General features: G+C 62.1%; 16 protein-coding genes and 1 pseudogene. 9 read left to right on the top strand and 8 right to left on the bottom strand.

Annotated features, from left to right (window positions below; translation table 11 throughout):
• Positions 1-60: 60 nt before the first annotated feature.
• Complete coding sequence (locus V5B40_RS04730; RefSeq protein WP_332353448.1) at positions 61-1,353, bottom strand: sensor histidine kinase; 1,293 nt, start codon at positions 1,351-1,353, stop codon at positions 61-63.
• Positions 1,350-2,018, bottom strand: a complete 669-nt coding sequence (locus V5B40_RS04735) for a response regulator transcription factor (RefSeq protein WP_332353708.1) — start codon at positions 2,016-2,018, stop codon at positions 1,350-1,352. The genes V5B40_RS04730 and V5B40_RS04735 overlap by 4 nt, the downstream gene beginning before the upstream one ends.
• 361 nt (positions 2,019-2,379) lie before the next feature.
• On the opposite strand from V5B40_RS04735, the gene V5B40_RS04740 reads away from it, so the two are divergent.
• Genes V5B40_RS04740 through V5B40_RS04750 form a run of 3 tightly spaced genes read left to right on the top strand, consistent with a single transcriptional unit; the run spans position 2,380 to position 4,976 of the window.
• Entirely contained in the window at positions 2,380-3,684 is a 1,305-nt protein-coding gene (locus tag V5B40_RS04740; RefSeq protein ID WP_332353449.1) for a ferredoxin reductase family protein, read from the top strand.
• Between the two features lie 12 nt (positions 3,685-3,696).
• The gene (locus V5B40_RS04745; RefSeq protein WP_332353450.1) at positions 3,697-3,912 is read left to right on the top strand and encodes a 4Fe-4S dicluster domain-containing protein; all 216 of its coding nucleotides are present in this window, start codon (positions 3,697-3,699) and stop codon (positions 3,910-3,912) included.
• Positions 3,912-4,976, top strand: a complete 1,065-nt coding sequence (locus V5B40_RS04750; RefSeq protein ID WP_332353451.1) for an FAD-dependent oxidoreductase — start codon at positions 3,912-3,914, stop codon at positions 4,974-4,976. Before V5B40_RS04745 ends, V5B40_RS04750 begins: the two co-directional genes overlap by 1 nt.
• A 16-nt stretch (positions 4,977-4,992) precedes the next feature.
• Here the strand turns inward: V5B40_RS04750 and V5B40_RS04755 are convergent, their stop codons facing one another.
• Complete coding sequence (locus tag V5B40_RS04755) at positions 4,993-7,056, bottom strand: putative transposase (protein ID WP_332353452.1); 2,064 nt, start codon at positions 7,054-7,056, stop codon at positions 4,993-4,995.
• Between the two features lie 386 nt (positions 7,057-7,442).
• Here V5B40_RS04755 and V5B40_RS04760 point away from each other — a divergent pair, with 386 nt between their 5' ends.
• From V5B40_RS04760 to V5B40_RS04770, 3 genes are all read left to right on the top strand, one after another.
• Positions 7,443-8,144 (top strand): FAD-binding protein, encoded by a 702-nt coding sequence (locus V5B40_RS04760; RefSeq protein WP_332353453.1) that lies wholly within the window; start codon positions 7,443-7,445, stop codon positions 8,142-8,144.
• A 483-nt stretch (positions 8,145-8,627) separates the two neighbouring features.
• The gene (locus V5B40_RS04765; RefSeq protein WP_332353454.1) at positions 8,628-9,665 is read left to right on the top strand and encodes a YHYH protein; all 1,038 of its coding nucleotides are present in this window, start codon (positions 8,628-8,630) and stop codon (positions 9,663-9,665) included.
• A complete protein-coding gene (locus V5B40_RS04770) occupies positions 9,662-10,378 on the top strand; it encodes a PEBP family protein (RefSeq protein WP_332353455.1) in 717 nt (238 codons plus the stop codon). Before V5B40_RS04765 ends, V5B40_RS04770 begins: the two co-directional genes overlap by 4 nt.
• Positions 10,379-11,221: 843 nt before the next feature.
• Here the strand turns inward: V5B40_RS04770 and V5B40_RS04775 are convergent.
• Positions 11,222-11,848 carry a glutathione S-transferase family protein gene (locus V5B40_RS04775; protein ID WP_332353456.1) on the bottom strand — a complete coding sequence of 209 codons (627 nt, stop codon included), beginning with the start codon at positions 11,846-11,848 and terminating at the stop codon, positions 11,222-11,224.
• Positions 11,849-11,888: 40 nt separating this feature from the next.
• Positions 11,889-13,148, bottom strand: coding sequence for an ergothioneine biosynthesis protein EgtB (gene egtB / locus V5B40_RS04780; RefSeq protein WP_332353457.1), 1,260 nt, complete (start codon positions 13,146-13,148; stop codon positions 11,889-11,891).
• Between the two features lie 444 nt (positions 13,149-13,592).
• Here egtB and V5B40_RS04785 point away from each other — a divergent pair, with 444 nt between their 5' ends.
• From V5B40_RS04785 to V5B40_RS04795, 3 genes and pseudogenes are all read left to right on the top strand, one after another.
• Positions 13,593-14,984 (top strand): efflux RND transporter periplasmic adaptor subunit, encoded by a 1,392-nt coding sequence (locus tag V5B40_RS04785; protein WP_332353458.1) that lies wholly within the window; start codon positions 13,593-13,595, stop codon positions 14,982-14,984.
• Positions 14,984-18,004 carry an efflux RND transporter permease subunit gene (locus V5B40_RS04790; protein ID WP_332353459.1) on the top strand — a complete coding sequence of 1,007 codons (3,021 nt, stop codon included), beginning with the start codon at positions 14,984-14,986 and terminating at the stop codon, positions 18,002-18,004. Before V5B40_RS04785 ends, V5B40_RS04790 begins: the two co-directional genes overlap by 1 nt.
• Positions 17,986-18,552: pseudogene (locus V5B40_RS04795) on the top strand (tyrosine-type recombinase/integrase); the annotation flags it as partial. The gene V5B40_RS04790 and the pseudogene V5B40_RS04795, both read left to right, overlap by 19 nt.
• Positions 18,553-18,608: 56 nt before the next feature.
• Here the strand turns inward: V5B40_RS04795 and V5B40_RS04800 are convergent.
• The 3 genes from V5B40_RS04800 to V5B40_RS04810 form a co-directional block, all read right to left on the bottom strand.
• Positions 18,609-18,833, bottom strand: a complete 225-nt coding sequence (locus tag V5B40_RS04800) for a helix-turn-helix transcriptional regulator (protein WP_332353460.1) — start codon at positions 18,831-18,833, stop codon at positions 18,609-18,611.
• Positions 18,834-19,223: 390 nt separating this feature from the next.
• A complete protein-coding gene (locus tag V5B40_RS04805) occupies positions 19,224-19,520 on the bottom strand; it encodes an HU family DNA-binding protein (protein ID WP_332353461.1) in 297 nt (98 codons plus the stop codon).
• A 44-nt stretch (positions 19,521-19,564) separates the two neighbouring features.
• A complete protein-coding gene (locus V5B40_RS04810; RefSeq protein WP_332353462.1) occupies positions 19,565-19,978 on the bottom strand; it encodes a hypothetical protein in 414 nt (137 codons plus the stop codon).
• Positions 19,979-19,994 lie beyond the last annotated feature (16 nt).

The following is a 19,994-nucleotide window of genomic DNA, read 5'->3' on the forward strand; positions in this document are numbered from 1 at the left end:
ACCTACCGGCCAAGAGCGGCCCATCAGTCTCGCTACAAAGCTAACATCTGAGGGGCTGCTTTACTCCGCGAACTTGCCGGACGGCCAACTCGCGCAACTCGGCCGGAAATCAATTTGTACATGACACCCTGAATCGGTTTCCTGGTTGATGTATTTCCAGCCCTGCCGGGCAATCAGGCGCTCGGTGAGTTCCAGCCCCAGCCCGAAACCGAGCTCATGTTGGCTTTCTTCGGCCAAGGCATTGCTGTTGATGATTTCTAGCTGATACCCAGCCAGTTTGATCGCTACGCTGCCCGATTGGGTGTGCTGGAAGGCATTGCGGATCAGGTTGGTGATGACAATGCGGCAAAGCCCTTCGGGCAGATCCAATTCCGTGGGCTCGCAGCAGATCGACACATCGATCTGCTTGCCGGCTAGCAGATAGGCCAGTTCATTGCGCAGCTGCTCGATCAGCCTGTCCAGAGCAAACCGGCCGCTCGGCAGCTTCTTGTCGGCGTGGCGATTGAGCCAGAGCAGGGTTTCGGTGAGGTCGGTCATGGTGAGGCTGGCGCGCTCGATCCGTGCCAGCACCTCCTGTTGGCGCGCGACGGGGAGGCCATTGTCGATCATTTTTTTCAGCAGTTCGGCATTACTGCGGATGACGGCGATCGGTGTGCGCAGTTCGTGGCTAGCGTAGCCAAGAAAGCGCTTTTCGCGTTCTACACTTTCCTGCACCGATTGCAGGCTGGCGCGCACGATGTGCGCCAGACCGTTGAGCTCCTGGTAGTGGAAGTCAGGGGCGGGTTTGGCCAGTTCGTCCTGACCGAGATTTCGCGCCCAGGCAGTGAGACGTTCCACCGGGGTGGCGATTTTTTTCAGCAGCAGGATGGGCACCAGCGAGAAGGCGCAGATCGCGGCCAAGGCGATCGCGAAGATGTAGATGAATTCGGGCAGCTCTTTCGGCCTTGGCGCCGCGCCGGGCGGGTTGAGGAATTCGGATGACACATAGCGCTCGCTGTCACCCTGCTGCAGCTTAATGACGAAATAGCCGGCACTAGGCCTGGAGAATAGCGGGTTCCCCTCCACGTATTTCAACAGTTTTTCTTCGCGCAGCGCGTGCTCGTCGAGATGGCTCTGGATGCTGGCCGGTAGGTCCTGCCAGCGTGTGGCGACGGTAAAGCCATGGACTTGTTGCGGCTGGCCGTCCGCCACTTGAACTTGATAAGCGCTGCGCCGCATTGCTTCGCTCATCGAGAAGTCGATTCCCGAGAAGTAGGCCTGGTAGCCGACATAGGCCATGGCGGCGATCGTCACGATGCCGCCGAGCATTATCGCCAGCAGGAAATAGCGTTTCAGGCTGGGGCGGATGTTCATGCTGGGCCTTCTTCCTGGCGCAGGGCAAAGCCCTGGCCGGCAACAGTCTGGATCAGCTTGCTGCGTGCTTCACCGTCAACGGCTTTGCGCAGGTTGAACAGCTGCACTTTCAGGCTGTTGCTGTCCGGTTGCTCGTCGCCCCACACCGCCTGCATCAGCCTTTTTCGCGATACCGGCTGCGGACTTTCGCGCATCAACACTTCCAGAATCTTCAGCCCGGTGGGGGAGAGCTTGAGCGGCGTCCCTTGGCGCCGGGCTTTTTTCTGCTCCAGGTCGAATTCGAGGTCGCAGACGATCAGCTTGTTGACCTGGCCGCTTCGGCGTTTGGATAAAGCCTGCACGCGCACGATGAGCTCTTCCATGGCGAAGGGTTTGACCAGATAGTCATCCGCACCGGCGGAAAATCCGGCGAGCTTGTCGTTGAGCGTGTCTTTGGCAGTGAGCATCAGGATGGGCACGTCGATGCCCTGGGCGCGCAATTGCGCACTGACCTCGAGCCCGTTCATTATTGGCAGGTTGAGGTCAAGGATGACTGCGTCGTAGCGGTTGCGCCGGATCAGGTTGAACCCGGAGAGGCCATTGGGGGCGTGGTCGCACTCGATGCCTTCGAGTGCGAGGTAGTCGACGATGGCGGAGGCGAGATCGATGTCGTCCTCGACCAGCATGATCAGTAGGTGCTCCGGTTTCACGGTGGCTTGACTCCGTGCCTGTCCGCGTCGGTCATGTGTGCAAATTCAAGGTGGTCATGCCGAGATGCTTCTCTCCTGCTTCAGCAGCGTCGAGGATAAGGCGGCGCCGCGTACAACGGTAGCTTTTTCAAGAGCACCCCTCCGCGACGCCAGATCATTAACCGTGGCTTAACCGCGTGCCCCGTAACCTGTCCGTCAAGATCAATCACGCACGGATGTTGCCGCCATGAATCAGTCAGGAACTACGGAACTGGCCCTCTCCAGAAACGGGCCAGCATTCAGAGGCTTTTTGCCGCGTCTCACGGAAAAGCAGCGGCGCAATCTGGGCTACCTGCTGATGCTGGTGGCGCCCTGGGGCATCGCCAGCACGCTGGGACTGAGGTTTCACGATGTTTATCGCTACGTGCTCAGCGCGCTCAATATCATCGCCATGACGGCGTTCTTTGTGCAGTTTCCGCTGGCCGGCAGGGTCCGCCGCTGGTCGTGGTTTGCCAATATCGACTGGGGAATTTCCACGCACAAGAAGATCGGCGAATGGCTGGGCATTTTTTTCTTTTTGCATCCGCTGCTGATTCTAGCGCCCAAGGCGCTGCTGTCGGCGCAGGATCTGCAAACCAGTGTCGTTGCGGCCATTGCCTCACCCAACCTGCTCACCGGTCTGCTGGCCTGGCTGGCGATGCTGGTCTGGGTGCTGATGGCGGTTTTCAGGAACCGCCTGCCGCTGCGCTATGAGACTTGGCGCGTCCTGCATGTATTGGGTTTTGTGGTGATTGCCACGCTGGCGGTCTTGCACGTCACCTCGGTCGGCAGTCATGGCCAGCTTGAGCAGCAGTTCAACCTGCTGTGGTGGGGATTGTATGCCGTGTCGATGGCGCTGGTGATTTACAACTACCTGATCAAACCTGTACGCCTGCGCGCCCAGCCGTTTGTGGTGCGCGAGATCAAGCCACTCAGCGAGTGCGACTGGGCATTGACGATCCCGTCCCGATCCGGGGCAAGAGTGAGCTTTGATGCCGGGCAGTTTGTCTGGATCAATACCTCGAAAACTCCCTTCAATCTGGAGCAGCATCCGTTCTCGATCGCCAGCGGCAACGCCGAGAACGGCACGCTCACCTTCATCATCCGCGAGCTGGGCGACTACACCGGCAATCTGCAGGCCCTGCAGCGCGGGCAGACGGTCTATGTCGATGGCCCCTACGGCAGCCTGAGCGTGGCGCAAAGCAAATCCGCCGCCGGTATCACGCTGGTGGCGGGCGGGGCCGGGATCGCGCCGATGCTGGGTTTGTTGTGCGAATTTGCCCAACGCAATGAAAGCCGCCCGGTGCGCCTGGTCTATGGCAACCAGGCGCCGCAGCGCATGGTGGCGCTAGATGAATTGCGCGCGCTGTGCAAGACCATGCCCGATTTCTCACTGCAACTGGTGTGCGACCGGGTGGCGGACGAGATGCCGCAGCAAGCTGGCGACATCCGCCAGGGCTTGATCGACGCAGCCACCCTGCGCGCTGCGATGGCGCCGGGCCAACACGCCAACTGGTGCGTTTACCTCTGCGGCCCCGAGGGAATGATCGCCACCAATGTGAAGCAGCTCAAATCGATCGGCGTGAAGCCCGCCCACATCCACTTTGAACAATTGTCGTTCTGACAGGACAACAACATGCCCATTCAACAAATTTCCGGCTGCATCGGCTGCGAGGCCTGTGTCAAAGCCTGCCCCACCGATGTGATCCGCATGAATCGCAACACCAACAAGGCGGAGATCCGCTATCAGGAAGATTGCCAGATCTGCCACCTGTGCCGGCTCAATTGCCCGGTGGACGCCATCACGATCACGCCTGAAAAATCGCTCCCCGTCATGGTTTCCTGGAGGTAATGATGAGCAAACTATCCCTATCGCGTCGGCAATTCATGGGCGTGGCCGGCGGCCTGGCGAGCATGGCTGCGCTCGCAAGCCTGGATTTCAATGCGCCGCCGCAGCGCAACCAGCCCAAGATCAAGGCCGATGACTTCAAGAACGAGCAGCGCGAAGTCGATGTGCTGGTGATCGGTGGCGGCATGGCCGGGCTGTTTGCTGCGGTCAAGGCGCACGACGCCGGTGCCAGGGTGCTGCTGGTGTCCAAAGGCCAGGTCGGTAGCTCGGGCCTGACGCCGTTTGCCAAAGGCATCTTCAGCTACGACAAGAAAAACGCGAAGCTGAGCATCGACGAGTTTGTGGCACAGGTATCCGCATCGGCGATCCAGACCAACAACCCGGTGTTCACCCGCCAGCTGGCCGAGCATTCGTATGAGCGCGTGCAGGAGCTCAAGTCCTGGGGGTTCTTCGATTCGCCGATCTACAACCGCAGTTTCATGAAGCCGCTCAACGAACGCAGGATTCCGTTGCAAGAGCGCATCATGATCACGCACCTGCTGAAGGAGAACGGCTGCATCGTCGGCGCGTCCGGCTTCATGCTCGACGAGGAGCGCGTGATCCACTATCTGGCCAAAACCATCATTCTGTGCACCGGCTCGGGGGGCTTCAAGCCCAATGGCTTCCCCATGTGCGACCTCACGCACGACGGCACCATCATGGCCTACAAGGCCGGCGCCAAGGTCACCGGCAAGGAATGGAATGACGGCCATCCGGGCTCGGCGAAAAACTCCGGCTCCAGCTACGACAACTGGCGCGGCCAGGTCGAGGAGAAACCCTCGACGACCGAGGTGACGGTGAACCACCATCTGGGCGTGGATTTGAATTACCAAGCCTATGTGCTGGGCGGCCCGATCACGATGGGGCCTCCCGGCCAGGGGGGCAATGGGCAGATCGCGCAGGGCGGCCCCTATGTGCCAGAAGCCTTCCGCGATACCTCGCCTCCGCCGCCACCGCAGCAAGGCGGTCTGCTCGGCATCCAGACCTCCCGGAATCCCCGGCGAACGTGGTCTAATTTTGGACAGTAGGTCGGCGAAGGCCGTCTCATAGCGGAGACTGGCCGACCTCGATGCGCAGCCATTTTCCGCCGGGAATTCTGGCGCCGAGACCAGTGAGCTTACGGCACAGCTGTTCTTGGGCATAACGGCGGGCGGGTTGCTGTAGCGGCTCCAGGCGAACGACCACCCAGTGCTCGTCACTGCGTACCCAGCCATGGCAGTTGAAGATCGCATAGAGCAGGTCCACCCGATCGCTATCCTTGGCATAGCTGTCGTTAAGCCAATCGAGAAGCTGGCGGCGCACGTTCCATACGGAACTCGTGACGAAGTCGAAGAGATTCTTGCCCTCGTTATCGATGGCGTTGAAGGAGCGGTAATCGGACAGCCCCGTGACATTGACGCGCTCGGGCAAGCGAGCCTTGTCAGCCTGGAGTTGTTTGAGTTGCGTTTCGCTCACGGCGATGGCCGCAGCAAGCCGCCGATGCCGACTGTTGTGGCGCTCACTTCCGTCCCGATTGAAGCTGGGTTGAGTCTTGGCCTGTTGCTTGTAAAGCTTGGCAAGATGGCCCTGGGTGCTCGCGATCTGCTGCGCAAGCCCTTTGATCTGGGGATTGGCGATGTCCTGTTTGTCGCTCTCGGCCAAGCCGAAACCCGGATGGTAATGATAGGGATGACGCCCCTTGAGGTGTTTGAAAGTGTTCTCCGAGGCGCCCCAGCGACTGAGCATCGCGGTCAGCACCTCTTGCGGCGACCACTGAAGGTCAGCGTCCCAGCAGAGCACGCTGATGCGGTGATTGGTGCGCAAATTCCACAACACCACCCGGCGCAGGTCGAACGTATGCACCGACTCGGCCGTGCCGGTGTCGGGATCGGTTTTAGGTGGGTAGACGCACGTCTTGGTCTCTTCGAACAGGCGATAATCCGTGCCGTTCATCGCTACGCTGTGCGTGAAGTCTGCGGCCGGCAAGGCCATGAGCCGCGCAGGATTGGCGTTCTTCTCCCAAGTGATGAAGGGCGTGCGGCTGCGCACGAGTTCGCTGAAAAAGCCCAGTCCATCGCCCTCACGGTCGAAGACCTGTACCGGCGGGGTTCCCAGGGACTGTTGTCGCGCATACTCGCCAAGCCTCAGAATCTGGGCGCGCAGGTCTCCCTTGCCCTCCTGAATGTCGAAATAGACGATGCGCCCCTGTTCGTCACAAGTGACCAGATTGGTCTGTCCGGGCATCGGCATCCGCCGCTGTGTATTCCACGCCGCATGCACCTTGTCCTGTCCGGTATAAGGCAAGAGATGACCGTCCGTAAACCACAGCCGGGTGGCGACCAGGCCGCAGCGGATCTGATCGGCAAAAAACGCCTTCAGCAGCGCACCGGCCCGAGACTTGCCGGCGACGTCATGGAACCAGGACCACAGCGTGTCGAGAGCGGGTAGCCGCCCCAAGCCCAGGAGCCGTCCCGCCTCCTCGCGCCGCTCATGTTTGAGCTGCTCGATGGAGCGGATGTTACGCACCGCCATCAGCACGAACACCTGGAAGATGCGCCAACCGTTCCCGAACAGCTGGGAGAGCCGTTGCATCCACTGCCATTGGCTCATCAGGACCAGCAAGACAGGGAAAATGCCGGCATAGCGGCTGGCTTCCCAGTCATGGTGTTCCGCATAGGGAAGCTCGATCACTGCGGCGGGAACCTGTTCCGGTGAGGCCTGCTCCGCGACTGTCTGGCGGCTCGGCTGATCGACACGCACGACCTCTTCGAGGGGCGCTTCCTCCAGCGCACACCGCGCCGCGGCTTCGCCATCCCACGCGAGTTCCTCTTGGGTCACTTCCGCAGTCAGCCGCTTCTCGACACGCCGCAAAGCTTCGAGTTCGCGGGCCTTGGAGCCGGGGCGGCGTTTGTCAACATGCAGCCGACCTTGCCGTTCTTCGCTCACGCTGCGGCTCGGACTATAGCCATGCAGCAGGCCGGTCACCCCAAATAGCCGATAGCACTCGCGATAGTTGTGCAGCGTCTGGCGACTGAGATTGAGCACCTCGGCCAAGCGCGTCTGGTTCAGCTTCCTCTGTAATAACTCAACCACCAGGAGGCGCCGCTCGGCCTTGTCGGCAAGATTCACCCGTTTGCTCAGACTGCCATGATGATAAAGGTCACCCTGGCTGCGAGGGCCACGCGGAAGGTGCAGACAATAGCCTCTGCCCAAGTCGAAACGGCCTTCCTGCTTAACCGCTGGTTCCAATAACTCGCTCTGCGTCACCCCTCACCCCCAGGTCCCCGCTGCCTGACGCGATTCTAGCATGAGATTTATGCTTATTGCACTTGTTATTGCGTATTTACAATAGGATATAAGCATCGTTGTCCAATAAACGTTTTCCGTTCCCGGCGTGACGAAGGTCCAAAAAACGACGATAAGGCTTTTGAATCACGCGGTTAGCGGGGCGTCTGAGTCGCAATTCCGGGAGGTCTGGCATCTTCGGCGGCAAGGGGAATTCAGGCCCGCCCGGCATGGGCGGCGAGCAAGTGGGCGGCTCCAGCGCCGGCATGGCCATCCACAAGGCGGAAGGGTTGGTGCCGATCAACGCGCAGGGGCAATCGACCCTGCCCGGCCTGTACGCGGCGGGCGATGCGCTCGGCTCCTACATGTCTGGCGGTATCTACACCCAGATCGGCGGCTCGCTGGCCGGCTCGGCCGTGCAAGGCGCCATCGCTGGCGACGCCGCTGCCAGGGAAAGCCTGCAGATGAAGGGCAAGCTCAGCGTCTCCAGCCAGCAGATCGAGCGGGTGAGTGCCGGGATTCTGGCGCCGCTCAAGCGCGAACGTGGCTACGGCCCGGCCTGGGTGACCCAGATCCTGCAAGGCGTGATGATTCCCAACTTCGTGCTCTACATCAAGAAGGAAAAAATGATGCAAGGCGCGCTGGCCTATGTGGAAGAGCTGCGCGAGCACCATGTGCCCATGCTTCTGGCCGACGATCTGCACACGCTGCGTCTGGCGCATGAAACCGAAAACATGATCATTACCGCCGAGATGAAGCTCAAGGCCTCGATCATGCGCAAGGAGAGCCGCTGCAGCCACTACCGCCTGGACTGCCCGGATATTGATAACGAAAACTGGCAGGCCTGGATCAATATCTGGCAGGACGAAAACGGGCAGATGCAGCTCGAGAAGCAGCCGTTCGATATGTGGCCGAACTTCGTTAGCACATAGTGTTGCAGGGAGGATTGGCATAGAGGCTCCCCAACGGACTTCGTGCGGGGCGTGCTCGTCGAATCGCCGCAAAGCCTTTACGGCTTGCCTTCGGCTTGAACCAATTCTGCAACTCTCGTGCCGCTCTGGCACTGCGGGCGTTGTCAGCCGCGCACCCCACACGCACGACCGTTTCGCTCGCGGCAGGTTATCAATAACAATGCCACCGTTGCACAATCTGACTGTCACGAGGCCGCATTGGGTCGTGGTGCCGCCGATGGAAATTCCTGAGAGCGGTCACTGGGCTCGATTCGGCGATGACAGGCCGGAGTCGCCCAGAAGGAGCCATCCCGGTGTGAAAATCATGCGGCGGCTTAAGAGACTTCCTGGGTCGTAACGAAGCGAGCACAGAGAGCGTGTGGTGTCTTGCGGCTTACAATCTGCCTGTGTATGCAGTTTGTCACTATAGAATTCTCTCATCTTCAAAATGTGGGAAATCCGCTCATGGTGCGTTCAAAACCCATTCTGATCGGCGCTGTTCGGCTGAGCACTGCCCTTGCTGCGACGGAAGCGTACGTCACGCCCGGCAAGCAAGCCCCCGCCAGACCCGTGATCACCGAAACGCCAGAGGACGCTCAGGATAGAGCCGAGCGATGCGCAGCGATCAAAGCCTCGGTTGCCGATGCAGGGTTTGCTGACAGCGTCAGCGTCACCTGTGACAACTGGCAAGCGCATCTGGGCTCGCTCGTCTATCCGGACCATACGCTAATGACCGGGATTGTTGGCTCCAACGAACAGGTGCCGGTGCCCGCTACCAACTATGCCGCGCCAGTCGCGCTGGAACCGGTCATGACGGCTACACCACAGACCCGCGATTCATCTCTGGCCGTCGCCGTGAATGGCGTGCCGATCTTCGACTATACGGGCGGCGGCGAGATGAGCGACGACGAGCTCTACCATCACCAGACTCAGCACGACACGATTCTGACCAAGCAGCTCGACGAGTGCGGCGGTCATGCAGGGCGTGGCGACGACTATCACTATCACAAGGCACCGACCTGCATGATCGGGGCGATGCCGAATGCGGGGAATGCTGCCATCATTGGCTGGGCATTCGACGGGTTTCCGATCTACGGCATGATCAATCCGGACGGCACGCCGATTCCAGCGGGTGCGCTGGATGTCTGCAACGGCCAGCCGGACCCCGATTTCGGCTATCGATATCACACGTCCGAGGGCGCGCCCTACGTCATCCAGTGCCTGATGGGAGCGGTCCCGGATATGCGCGATCTGCCGCGCATTTCGCCGTTGCGCGCGGCCAAGGGCAGCGACGAGAAGGCCGTGGGCCGCCCGCCGCGCGGCGGGGTTGAGGGTCTGACGTTCACTGAAGACGCGGACGGCAACCGCAGCATGAACTATACCTACGAAGGCGAGGCCTACTACATCCGATACAGGCCTGCGGACAAACCGAACTGCTATCTGTTCGAGACGCGGATAGTGACCGACAACGGTGTCGTTAAAACGGGAGAATACTGCAGATGAGACGATTTCATCTGGCGCTGGGGGTTGCCTTTGCCGCAGGGCTCGCCGCGTGCGCCGACCGACCGGCCAAGGCCAATGACCAGCGGGTCATTAATGAGCGTGAGATTGAGAGCGACGGCACCACCAAGGTCATGGCGGAAATCTGGGTCGACAACTGGTTTGCCCTGTCGGTCAATGGTGCGCCGCTGATCCAGGACAGCGTGCCGTTCAAGACCGAGCGGTCCTTCAATGCGGAGCGCGTGACGTTCAACACCGATCTTCCTGCGACCATCGCCTTCGAGTTCCGGGATTTTCGGGAAAACGACACCGGCCTCGAATATATCGGAACCGGCCGCCAGCAGATCGGCGACGGCGGGGCTATCGTCCAGTTCACCGATGCCGAAACAGGTGCGCTCCTCAAAGTTTCGAATTCAACCTGGAAATGTCTGGTGATCAATCGAGCGCCTTTGGATGAGGCCTGCGCGAAAGAGAGCGACCCGCAGGAGGGCGAAGGCCCCTGCGCCGCCGAAATCAGAGATGCACCTGCCTATTGGACCGCCCCCAATTTTGACGACTCGCAATGGGCCGCCGCGACCGAGTATTCCGCACTCGAGGTCAGCCCGAAGGACGGCTATGATGAGCTCGACTGGAAACCGGGCGCAAAGCTGATCTGGAGCGACAACCTCAAGCTGGACAACACTTTGCTCTGCAGAACGGTCATTGCCAGAGGTTAAGCAGGGGCGACTTGACCGGCAGCTTCGGGTCGTGATCCGACCGACGTCTCGCCGACTTCGTCGCCGGAAAGCGGTCAGTGAAGTTTCGCTTCCCGGAAGCGGCCATTCATTACCGAGTGCTGACGACCCAATCCGGCCGGTCGCCTCTCTGCGCGCTCAACGGCAGGAAACTGAGGGGAGCTGCCACCCGACGCGGCCACTCACGGACAGCAACTCGGCCGGAGCGGTCATTGGCGGCACATCGCGCGGACGGCCGGTATTGATCCTTTACCGGCCGTAGGGACGAAAACAATGCCGAGCGGCCCTGCCACCCGCGCGGCTGACCAACACAGGTCAACCGGCTTCAGCGGCACCCTCGTCCGCAACAAGGCAGATCCGAGCGAACTCGTTCTCGCCTTGCGCTCCACCGAATTCATCGACGACGCTGCGCGCGACAACGAAGCCACAAACAAGCTGGAGGCCAACGACTTCGGCGTTGCCTTCGGGCAGCTGGCGGACAGGGAGATGTGGTACGCCAAACTGACCAGTGATCCCTCCTGCTTCCGGGCAAGAACGTCTCCGTCACCGGCTACAGCCTCGGTGGCCAACTCGCCACCACCGTCAAGCTCATCCACCCCGGCAGCGCCGAGCAGGTGGTCACCTTCAACGGTGCCGGTAGCGGCAAGATCGGCGACGGCAGTCTGGAGGACGGCTACGAGAAGCTTCCGTTGATAGTCGAGCGGTTCCAGGAACTACCGGAGCAGGCCGCAGCGATAGGCAATACGGAAATCCTGCCGGCAGGGCTCCGGGGGAAACCAGGTGGCTTGCCGCGCTTGCCTCCGCGCCCCGCTCTCGGCAGGCGGATCAGGCCTTGCCGTTTTTCATGTGATCTTCGTTCAGGCGATTGGCCTGTCGGACGGCAGGACGCGCTCCCAGCCGTTCGACATAGTCTTCGAATACGGGACGCTTCTCGATCGTGCCGAACATCATGCCCCAGCCAAGCTGCAACCCGGCATACACATCGGCGGCGGTGAACTGCTCGCCACACAAGTAGGGTCCGGGCCGCAGCGCCTGCTCAAGGGCATCAAGCGTCTCGCCGTAGCTGCCGAAACCGACGAAACCGCTCTTTCCTTCAGGCACTTGCCAGTCGAGTGCGCGGGCGGTGACCGCGAGTTCGAGCGGTCCCGCGGCGAAGAACAGCCAGCGAAAATAGGCGGCACGCGCTGGCTCCTGCGTTGCAGGACTCAGCGCCTTTTCGGGGAAACGATCGGCGAGGTAGGCACAGATAGCTGCTGCTTTGGTGACCACGGCGGCGCCGTGCCTGAGCGCGGGCACCTTGCCCATCGGGTTGGTCGCGAGGTATTCGGCGCTCTTCATGGTCGGTCCGAATTCGAGCCAGACAGTCTCATAGGGCTGCCCGATCTCCTCCAGCATCCAGTGGGCGATGCGGCCGCGGGATTGCGGATTGGTGTAGAAAACCAGATCACTCATCTTCGCTTTTCTCCTTGGCTTGATGGCACGCGAGTTGGGCTCAGGCGTCCTTGGCGAGGCGCAGGCCCGAGAACTGCCAGCGCGCGGCCGGGGGAAAGAAGTTACGGTAGCTCCCGCGGCTATGGCCGCCCGGCGTCGCGCTGCTGCCGCCACGCAGCACCAGTTGGCCGACCATGAACTTGCCGTTGTACTCGCTGGCCGCGCCGCACAAGGGCCGGAAGCCCGGATAGGGGTCGTAGGACGAGCGCGTCCACTGCCACTGCTCGCCGATCATTTGTGTGATCGCTGACGTGCCGTAGGCGGCCTCCCACTCGAACTCGGTGGGCAGACGCGCGCCGGCCCACTCGGCGTAGGCGGCCGCCTCGTAGAAACTGAGATGGGACACCGGCGCGCTGGTGTCCAGGGACCGCACACCGCGCAGGCTGAATTCCTGCCATTCGGCAGATGGTGCGCGCGGGTCTCCGGGCGAGATCCAGTACGCAGGCGCCAGCCAACCCTGCGCCTGCACCATCGCCCAGCCATCCGAGAGCCACAGCGCCGGGCGCTGGTAGCCGCCATCGGCGACGAACAGTGCGTACTCGCCGCAAGTCACCAGGCGATCGGCAATCCGGAACGGCGGCAGCAATACCTGATGCCGCGGCGTTTCGTTGTCGAAGGCGAAACCCTCACCCGCATGACCGATCGGCGTAACACCGCCCGGCATCGGCAACCAGCGCATCGCGGGCACCTCTGCGGTCGGCGGAACGCCCGAAGGCCCGGCGCGCCGGTACGCCGGCAGCAGGGGGTTGCACGACAGCGCGTGCAGGATGTCGGTAAGCATCAGCTCCTGATGCTGCTGCTCGTGGTTCAGACCCAGCACCAGCAGCGGCGCGGCACTTTCCCAGGCAGCGGCGTCGACATCGGCGATCAGCGACAGCACCGCGACATCGACGTGCTCGCGAAAGGCATGTACTTCGCCCAGCGAAGGGCGGGTCAGTAGGCCGCGCTGCGGCCGCGGGTGGCGCGGACCCAGCGACTCGTAGTAGGAGTTGAAGAGATGCGCGAAGCGCTTGTCGAACGGCCTGTAGCCGACCGCAAATGGCTGCAGGACGATGGCTTCGAAGAACCAGCTGCTATGTGCGAGATGCCACTTCGTCGGGCTGGCGTCAGGCATCGACTGGATGCACTGGTCTTCGGGTGACAGCGGTGCGGCCAGCGCCAGGCTATGCGCGCGGACTTCGCGGTAGCGCTGCGCGAGGCTCTCGCGGAGCGAATAATCTGCGGAATATGCTGTCTTTGTGGATGGCGCTGACGGGGGCATCGGGCAAGTCTCCCAAGTATGGCCACAACATGCGCAGCGCGCGTGGCCTGCTCACATGTCGGACGTTGAGGTTTTCGATTCATTACAGCACAAAAGCGGAATCCCTGTCCCGCACGGGATGCCGAACAACCGCCGTCACCGGTCGCTGGGCCGCCGTCCGTACGCTTTGTCGCTTCGAGCTGACATTCGGCGGTCTCGGGTGACGGTCTGCTCTTCGGCCGCAACGGTCATTGGGATACGGCGCGTCCAGCGGCCGCAATAAATAGCTTACCGGTCGTAGGGTCGGAAACCAGCTCGAACAGCCGCTTGGCACTTCTGGACTAAACCGCTCGCGCAGTAATCGTGGGCCGTGGTGGTTGGTGTGTGCAGTTGGGCGAAGCGCTGGCGCTCTTTGCTATGGTGTGGAGTGAGGCAATCCGCCTCGTCCACGATATGAGCAGAGCCATGGCTCCTTCGACTCCGCACGTCGCGCCGCTGCGGCAACACATGATTGACGACATGTGGTCGCGACAGCGCACGCTCACCGACAAGGCACAGAGCGGCTACCTTGCGGTTCGCCGAGCGCTTCGCCGAGTGTGTCGCGGCCTTTGTGCGCCGCGGGTGCACAACGATCGCGCAAGGCGCTATGCTCGCAGGCTTTCCAGCCAGCACCTTACCCGGCTCGTCAGAGACATGGCCATCATCCACCGTTCCACTCCCTGTCGCAGCGCCCGTTCCCGCTCCTGGTTCGTCGTCGCCAGTATCGCCCTGTCTGCCAGCCTGCTCGGTGGCTGCGGCGCCGACCAGCAGCCCGCCGGCAAAGCGCTTATCGCAAGCGAAGCGAGCGTTCCCGTGGTGGTCGTCAAGGCGCAGCGCAAGACGGTGCCGTTGAGCGTCGAAGGCATCGGGACGGTCGAGGCGAAAGCCAGCGTGGCAGTGAAGTCGCGTATTGACGGGCAGATCGTCACGGTGGCTTTCGCGGACGGCGACGATGTCAAGCCCGGGCAGGTGCTGTTCGAGATGGATTGCCGTCCGGCGCTCGCGCAGCTCAGGCAGGCCGAGGCGAAGCTGGCCAGCGACATGGCATTGCTGGCGCGGGCGCGGGCGCAGGATGCGCGTTACCAGGACTTGCTGCGCCAACGCTTCATTTCTGCCGATGGCTATCAGCAGTACAAGACCAACCTTGACAGCGCACTGGCCAATGCGGCAGCGGCTCGCGCCACGGTCGATAGCGCCCGGCTGCAGATCGACTACTGCACCATCCGCGCGCCGATCGCTGGGCGGGCCGGGCGGATCATGATCCAGCAGGGCAATCTGGTGAAGGCCAACGACGGCAATCCGCTGGTGGTGATCAACCAGCTGACCCCGATCTTTGTGAATTTTTCGGTGCCCGAACAATATCTGGCGCAGGTGCGCAGTGCCGGGGCCGGGGTGGTGAAAGTCGTCGCCACCGATACCGACGGCAAGGCGGTGGAAGCCAGCGGGACGCTGGCCTTCGTCGACAACGCGGTGGACCCCGCCACAGGCACTGTCAAGCTGCGCGCCAGCGTGGCGAACCGCGATAGCGGTCTGTGGCCGGGACAGTTCGTGCACGCGGTGCTGGCTCTTGGTGAGCGGGCCGATGCGCTGGTCGTCCCGGCGGATGCGGTGCAGACCGGCCCGAGGGGCAGCTACGTGTTTGTCGTCGGCGCCGATGGCAAGGCGCAACTGCGTGACGTCGTGGTCGAGCGCACCGCTGGCGCCGAGGCGCTGATTGCCGAGGGCTTGGCCGTGGGAGAAACGGTGGTCGTCGACGGCCAGTCGCGGCTGCTGCCGGGCAGCCCGATAGTAATCAGGGATGCCGCCGGGAAGTCCTGATGAACATCTCGCGACCCTTTGTCTTTCGCCCGGTGATGACCGGGCTGGTGATGCTGTCGATTCTCGTTTTCGGCCTGATCGCCTACCGCCTGTTGCCGGTTTCCGACCTGCCCAACGTCGACTTCCCGACCATCACCGTTAGCGCCAACCTGCCCGGTGCCAATGCCGAGACGATCGCTGCCGCCGTCGCGACGCCGCTCGAAAAGCAATTCTCGACCATTCCGGCGCTCGAATCGATGACCTCGAGCAGCGCTGTCGGGACGACGTCGATTACCCTGCAGTTCTCCTTGAATCGCAACATCGATGCCGCCGCGCAGGACGTCCAGTCGGCGATCTCGACGGCCTTGCGGCAGTTGCCGCCAGAGATGACCTCGCCGCCATCATTCCGCAAGGTCAACCCGGCGGATGCGGCGGTATTCTATCTGGTGGCCCGCTCCGAGACGATGCCGCTGTCAGCGGTGGACGAGTACGCGCAGACGCGGATCGCGCAGCGCCTGTCGACCATTGCCGGGGTTGCCCAAGTACAGGTCTTCGGCAGCCAGAAGTATGCGGTTCGGGTGCAGCTCGACCCGAATCTGCTCGCTGCGCGGGGCATCGGTATCGACGAAGTGCAACAGACGATCGCCAGCCATAACGTCAACAAACCGACGGGAACTCTGTACGGCAGCCAGCGCGCCTTCTCGGTTGAGGCCACTGGCCAGCTCAACGACGCCGCCGCCTACCGGCCGCTGGTCGTCGCCTACCGCAATGGCGCAGCGGTCCGGCTGGGCGCGCTGGGACGGGTCGTCGACGGCGTCCAGAACGACAAGTACGCCGCCTGGTACAACGACGAACGGACGGTCATCCTGGCCATCCAGCGTCAGCCGGGAACCAACACCGTCGAGCTGGTGGACGCCATTCGCAAGCTGCTACCGACCTTCCGCGAGCAGGCGCCGACCGGCATCAAGATCGACGTCATGTACGACCGCTCGCAGTCGATCCGCGCCTCGGTGGCGGACGTCAAGTTCACCCTGCTGCTGGCACTGGCGCTGGTGGTGATGGTCATTTTCCTCTTTCTGCGCAATGTCTCGGCGACGCTGATCCCCAGCCTGGCACTGCCGATGTCGATCATCGGCACCTTCTCGGTGATGTACCTGCTGGGTTTCAGCCTCGACAACATTTCGCTGATGGCGCTGACCCTGTGTGTTGGCCTGGTCGTCGACGACGCCATCGTTGTCCTCGAGAACATCACCCGCCATATGGAGATGGGCGAGAGTCCGCTCGAAGCGACGCTCAATGGCACCGAGGAAATCGGGTTCACGGTGTTGAGCATGACCCTGTCGCTGGTCGCGGTGTTCATTCCGGTGCTGTTCATGGGCGGCATTCTCGGCCGTCTCCTGTATGAGTTCGCGGTGACCATCATGGTCGCGGTGCTGGTTTCCGGCTTCGTCTCGCTGACGCTGACGCCCTTGCTTGCCGCGCACCTGCTCAAGCCGACCGATCACGCCCGGCACGGCCGCCTGTATCAGGCCTCGGAGCGCCTCTTCGACGCCTGGCGACGCGCCTACGAACGCAGCCTGCTGCGCGTGCTGGCGCGCCCGCGGACGACCATGGCGACCTTCCTGCTGGTGGTCGTGGCCACTGCCGCGATGTTCATCCATACGCCCAAGGGCTTCCTGCCGAGCGACGATATCGGACAGATCTTCGCCTTTACCGAAGCGGCGCAGGATGTTTCATTCGAGGCGATGATGGACAAGCAGCGGCGGGTGGCGCGGCTGGTGCAGGCCAATCCGAACGTCGCCACGGTAATGTCCTTCATCGGTACCTCGGGCTTCTCACAGACGCTCAACCTGGGGCGCATGCTGATCGTCCTGAAGCCTTACGGCGAGCGCGTCAGCCCTGAGAAGATCATTCAGGAATTGCGGCCCGAGCTGACGGAGGTGCCGGGGATCAAGGTTTTCCTGCAGAGCGTGCCAACGATCCGCATCGGTGGTCGGCTGACCAAAAGCCTGTACCAATACACTTTGCAGGATGCCGACCTCGACGAGCTCCATCACTGGGCGCCGATCCTCGAGGAAAAGCTGCGTGGGATGCCGGGGCTGCAGGACGTATCGAGCGATCTGCAGATCCGCACGCCCAAGGTAGCGGTCGAAATCGATCGCGACAAGGCCGCCGCGCTGGGAGTGACGCCGGCGCAGATCGAGGATGCGCTGTACAGCGCCTATGGCCAGCGCCAGGTGTCGACCATCTACACGCCGACCAACGAATACTGGGTGATCCTTGAGGTCGAGCCCAAATTCCAGACCGACCCGGCAGCCCTGGCGCTGCTCCACGTCCGTTCGAGCAAGGGAGCGCTGGTGCCGCTCAACGCGGTCACCCGCCTGAGTACCGGCGTGGCACCGCTGACCATCAACCATCAGGGGCAGGTGCCGGCGGTCACGCTCTCGTTCAACCTGGCGCCGGGCGTGTCGCTGTCCACCGCCATCGCCGAGGTCCACGTCATGCAGGAGAAGCTTGGCGTCCCCGAAACGCTGCTCGGCAGCTTCCAGGGCGCGGCACAGGCTTTCCAGTCATCGCTGGCCGGCATGGGCATCCTGCTGCTGATGGCGGTGTTCGTCATCTACATCGTGCTTGGCATCCTCTACGAAAGCACCATCCATCCGCTCACCATCCTCTCGGGATTGCCGACCGCCGGGCTGGGGGCGCTGGTCACCCTGGCCATTTTCGGGCGGGAACTCGACATGTACGGGTATGTCGGCATCATCATGCTGGTCGGCATCGTCAAGAAGAACGCGATCATGATGGTCGACTTCGCGCTCGACGCGCGGCGCACCCACGACAAGCCGCCGCGCGAGGCGATCTACGAGGCCTGCCAGGTGCGCTTCCGACCGATCATGATGACCACTATGGCGGCTTTGCTGGGCACGTTGCCGATCGCCCTGGCCTTCGGAGCCAGCGGCGCCAGCCGGCAGTCGCTGGGACTGGCGGTAGTCGGCGGGCTGCTCTTCTCGCAGTTCCTGCAGAAACGCCGGTATTCATGACGGAACTGCGGAAACAGGGCGGCATGGGGGCACGTGCCGTCGAGTTCGCCATCCTGACGGCCGCGCGTTCTGGTGAGGTGCGCGGCGCGACCTGGGCTGAGATCAACCTGGAGCTGGCCCTATGGGTGATCCCCGCCGAGAGAATGAAAGCCGAGAAGGAACATCGCATTCCTTTATCCAGCAGCGCAATTGCTCTACTCAGACAACTGCCGCGCCTGGGAGATGTGGTTTTTCCCGGAGCCAGAGAAGGCAAACCCCTGTCTGACATGAGCCTGACCGCGGTACTGCGACGAATGGGACGCGCCGACATCACGGTCCACGGTTTCCGATCGACTTTCCGCGACTGGTGTTCGGAATCGACGAACTTCCCGCGGGAGGTGTGCGAGCATGCGCTGGCGCACAGTCTGCCAGACAAGGTGGAGGCGGCCTACCGGCGCGGCGACCTGCTCGACAAGCGGACGATGCTGATGCAAGAATGGAGCGACTTCTGCGCGATTACGCCGAGCGCGAAACCGGTCACACCCGTTCGAGGAAAAGCCACCACCTGACAGCGTGCAGCCCGCTACGCAGCAAGATGGAAGGATCCTTGCGGAGAAAGCACCTGCTAACGCGACGCCCGATGGTACTCAAAGGACCGAGGCGACTCCGGCCGACTCGCCTCGATCTGTTCGCTGATCCACGTCTGTATCTCAGCCTCGACCCATCCGGACGAGCGCCCGAGCTTGATCTGTTTGGGAAAGTCGCCCTTCTTGATCTTGTCGTAGATCGATGATCGGCCAAGCCCTACCATGGACTTGACCTGGGGAAGACGTATCAACCGTTGATTCATAGCATCACCTCACGCTCCGTCTGACGGACCAGATTCATCCGCACCAAGAATCGATTCCATGAGTCGACTCTAGTACGGCGACGAGAGCAGCACGGTGCCGAAATGCGAACTTTTCGAGCGTATTTCGCAGGTCGCGGGACGCTGGCGGTGAACTGGTGGAGGCAATTGCTCTACGAGGGATGCGGTCGATCGAGCAGCAGCGTCCGCGTCCTTGCTGACTAGCTCGCAGCCAGCGTCATTTGATGGCGCCAAGCGGGTCGGCAATCGATCCGCTGGCCAACGACCTGCAGTGGCTGACGCAGCTTGGCGTTCACTCTGAACGCAAAGACCGCGACGCTCGTTGATCCTTTTTTCCAGACATCAGCTGGCGACAGGTGACACGTGAACCGTCTAGCTGTTGTTGGCTTCGCCCTTGCCGGCCACTGCTTGCTTGAAGACGGCACCCGCAGAAAACTTGGGCACCGTCGTGGCGGCAATGCTGAGCTTCGCGCCAGTTTTCGGGTTCTTGCCTTCGCGAGCCGCGCGCGGTGCCGCTTTGAAAGACCCAAAGCCCACCAGCGTCACCGAATCGCCGTTGGCGACGGCTGCCACGATTTCTTCAAGCAGAACATCGACGGCACGGCCCGCGGCCACCTTGGACAGATCAGCTTTGCTCGCCAGCGCTTCAATCAGCTCGGACTTGTTCATTGAGGTACTCCCGGTTGGTGGTTAGTGAGGGCCCGATTCTCTCATCATTGCCGGCGCGACTCACCCGAAAGCACCCGCGACGCCGCGTCAAGGTCGATCCCTTCACTCGGTGGCTGCCCGTCACGGCACAGATTGAGTTCGTAGCGAACGGCCAGTGGAATCCGCTTGCCATCCTTCGTCGGCACGTCGTCCTGGATCAGCGTCGCCTCCAGGCGAGCACAACCGGCCTCGGCAAACTTCCTCAATGTTCTGACCTGAAGCCGCACCGGCGCAGGCGACCGCGTCTGCCCCTTGAAGAACTCCGCCATCCGCCCACTCAGCTCCCCGTCGGATCGACCATCGGGCGCATCGATCGCCGCGATCAGATGTTGCTTCAAGTCCGCAGCAACAACGTCGCTGGTGCCCAGCAGACCCAGCACGCACAGCGCCATCGCAAGAGTTTTCGGAGGTGCTTTCATCGAATCTCCCCGAGAA

The sequence above is a fragment of the Candidatus Accumulibacter meliphilus genome, assembly GCF_036625345.1.
GTDB classification, from domain to species: Bacteria; Pseudomonadota; Gammaproteobacteria; order Burkholderiales; family Rhodocyclaceae; genus Accumulibacter; species Accumulibacter meliphilus.